The organism is Streptomyces olivaceus (assembly GCF_000721235.1).
Lineage (GTDB): Bacteria > Actinomycetota > Actinomycetes > Streptomycetales > Streptomycetaceae > Streptomyces > Streptomyces olivaceus.
The window spans coordinates 1-223 of record NZ_JOFH01000176.1; the positions used below are offsets into that span (position 1 = coordinate 1).

Below are 223 nucleotides of genomic sequence, written 5' to 3' on the forward strand. Positions count from 1 at the left end.
CAGCGCGGTCTGGCCCCGGACGGCCGGTGCAAGCCGTTCGACGCCGCCGCCGACGGCACGGTGTTCTCCGAGGGGGTCGGGCTGCTGCTGGTGGAGAGGCAGTCCGACGCCCACCGCAACGGCCACCAGATCCTCGCCGTCGTCCGCGGCACCGCCATCAACTCCGACGGCACCAGCAACGGCCTCACCGCACCCAACGGACCCTCCCAACAACGCGTCATCC

General features: G+C 72.2%; 1 protein-coding gene. It reads left to right on the plus strand.

Annotated elements, in window-relative coordinates:
• On the plus strand, positions 1 to 223 hold a 223-nt coding region (locus IG94_RS39565; RefSeq protein ID WP_043485800.1), incomplete at both ends, for a beta-ketoacyl synthase N-terminal-like domain-containing protein.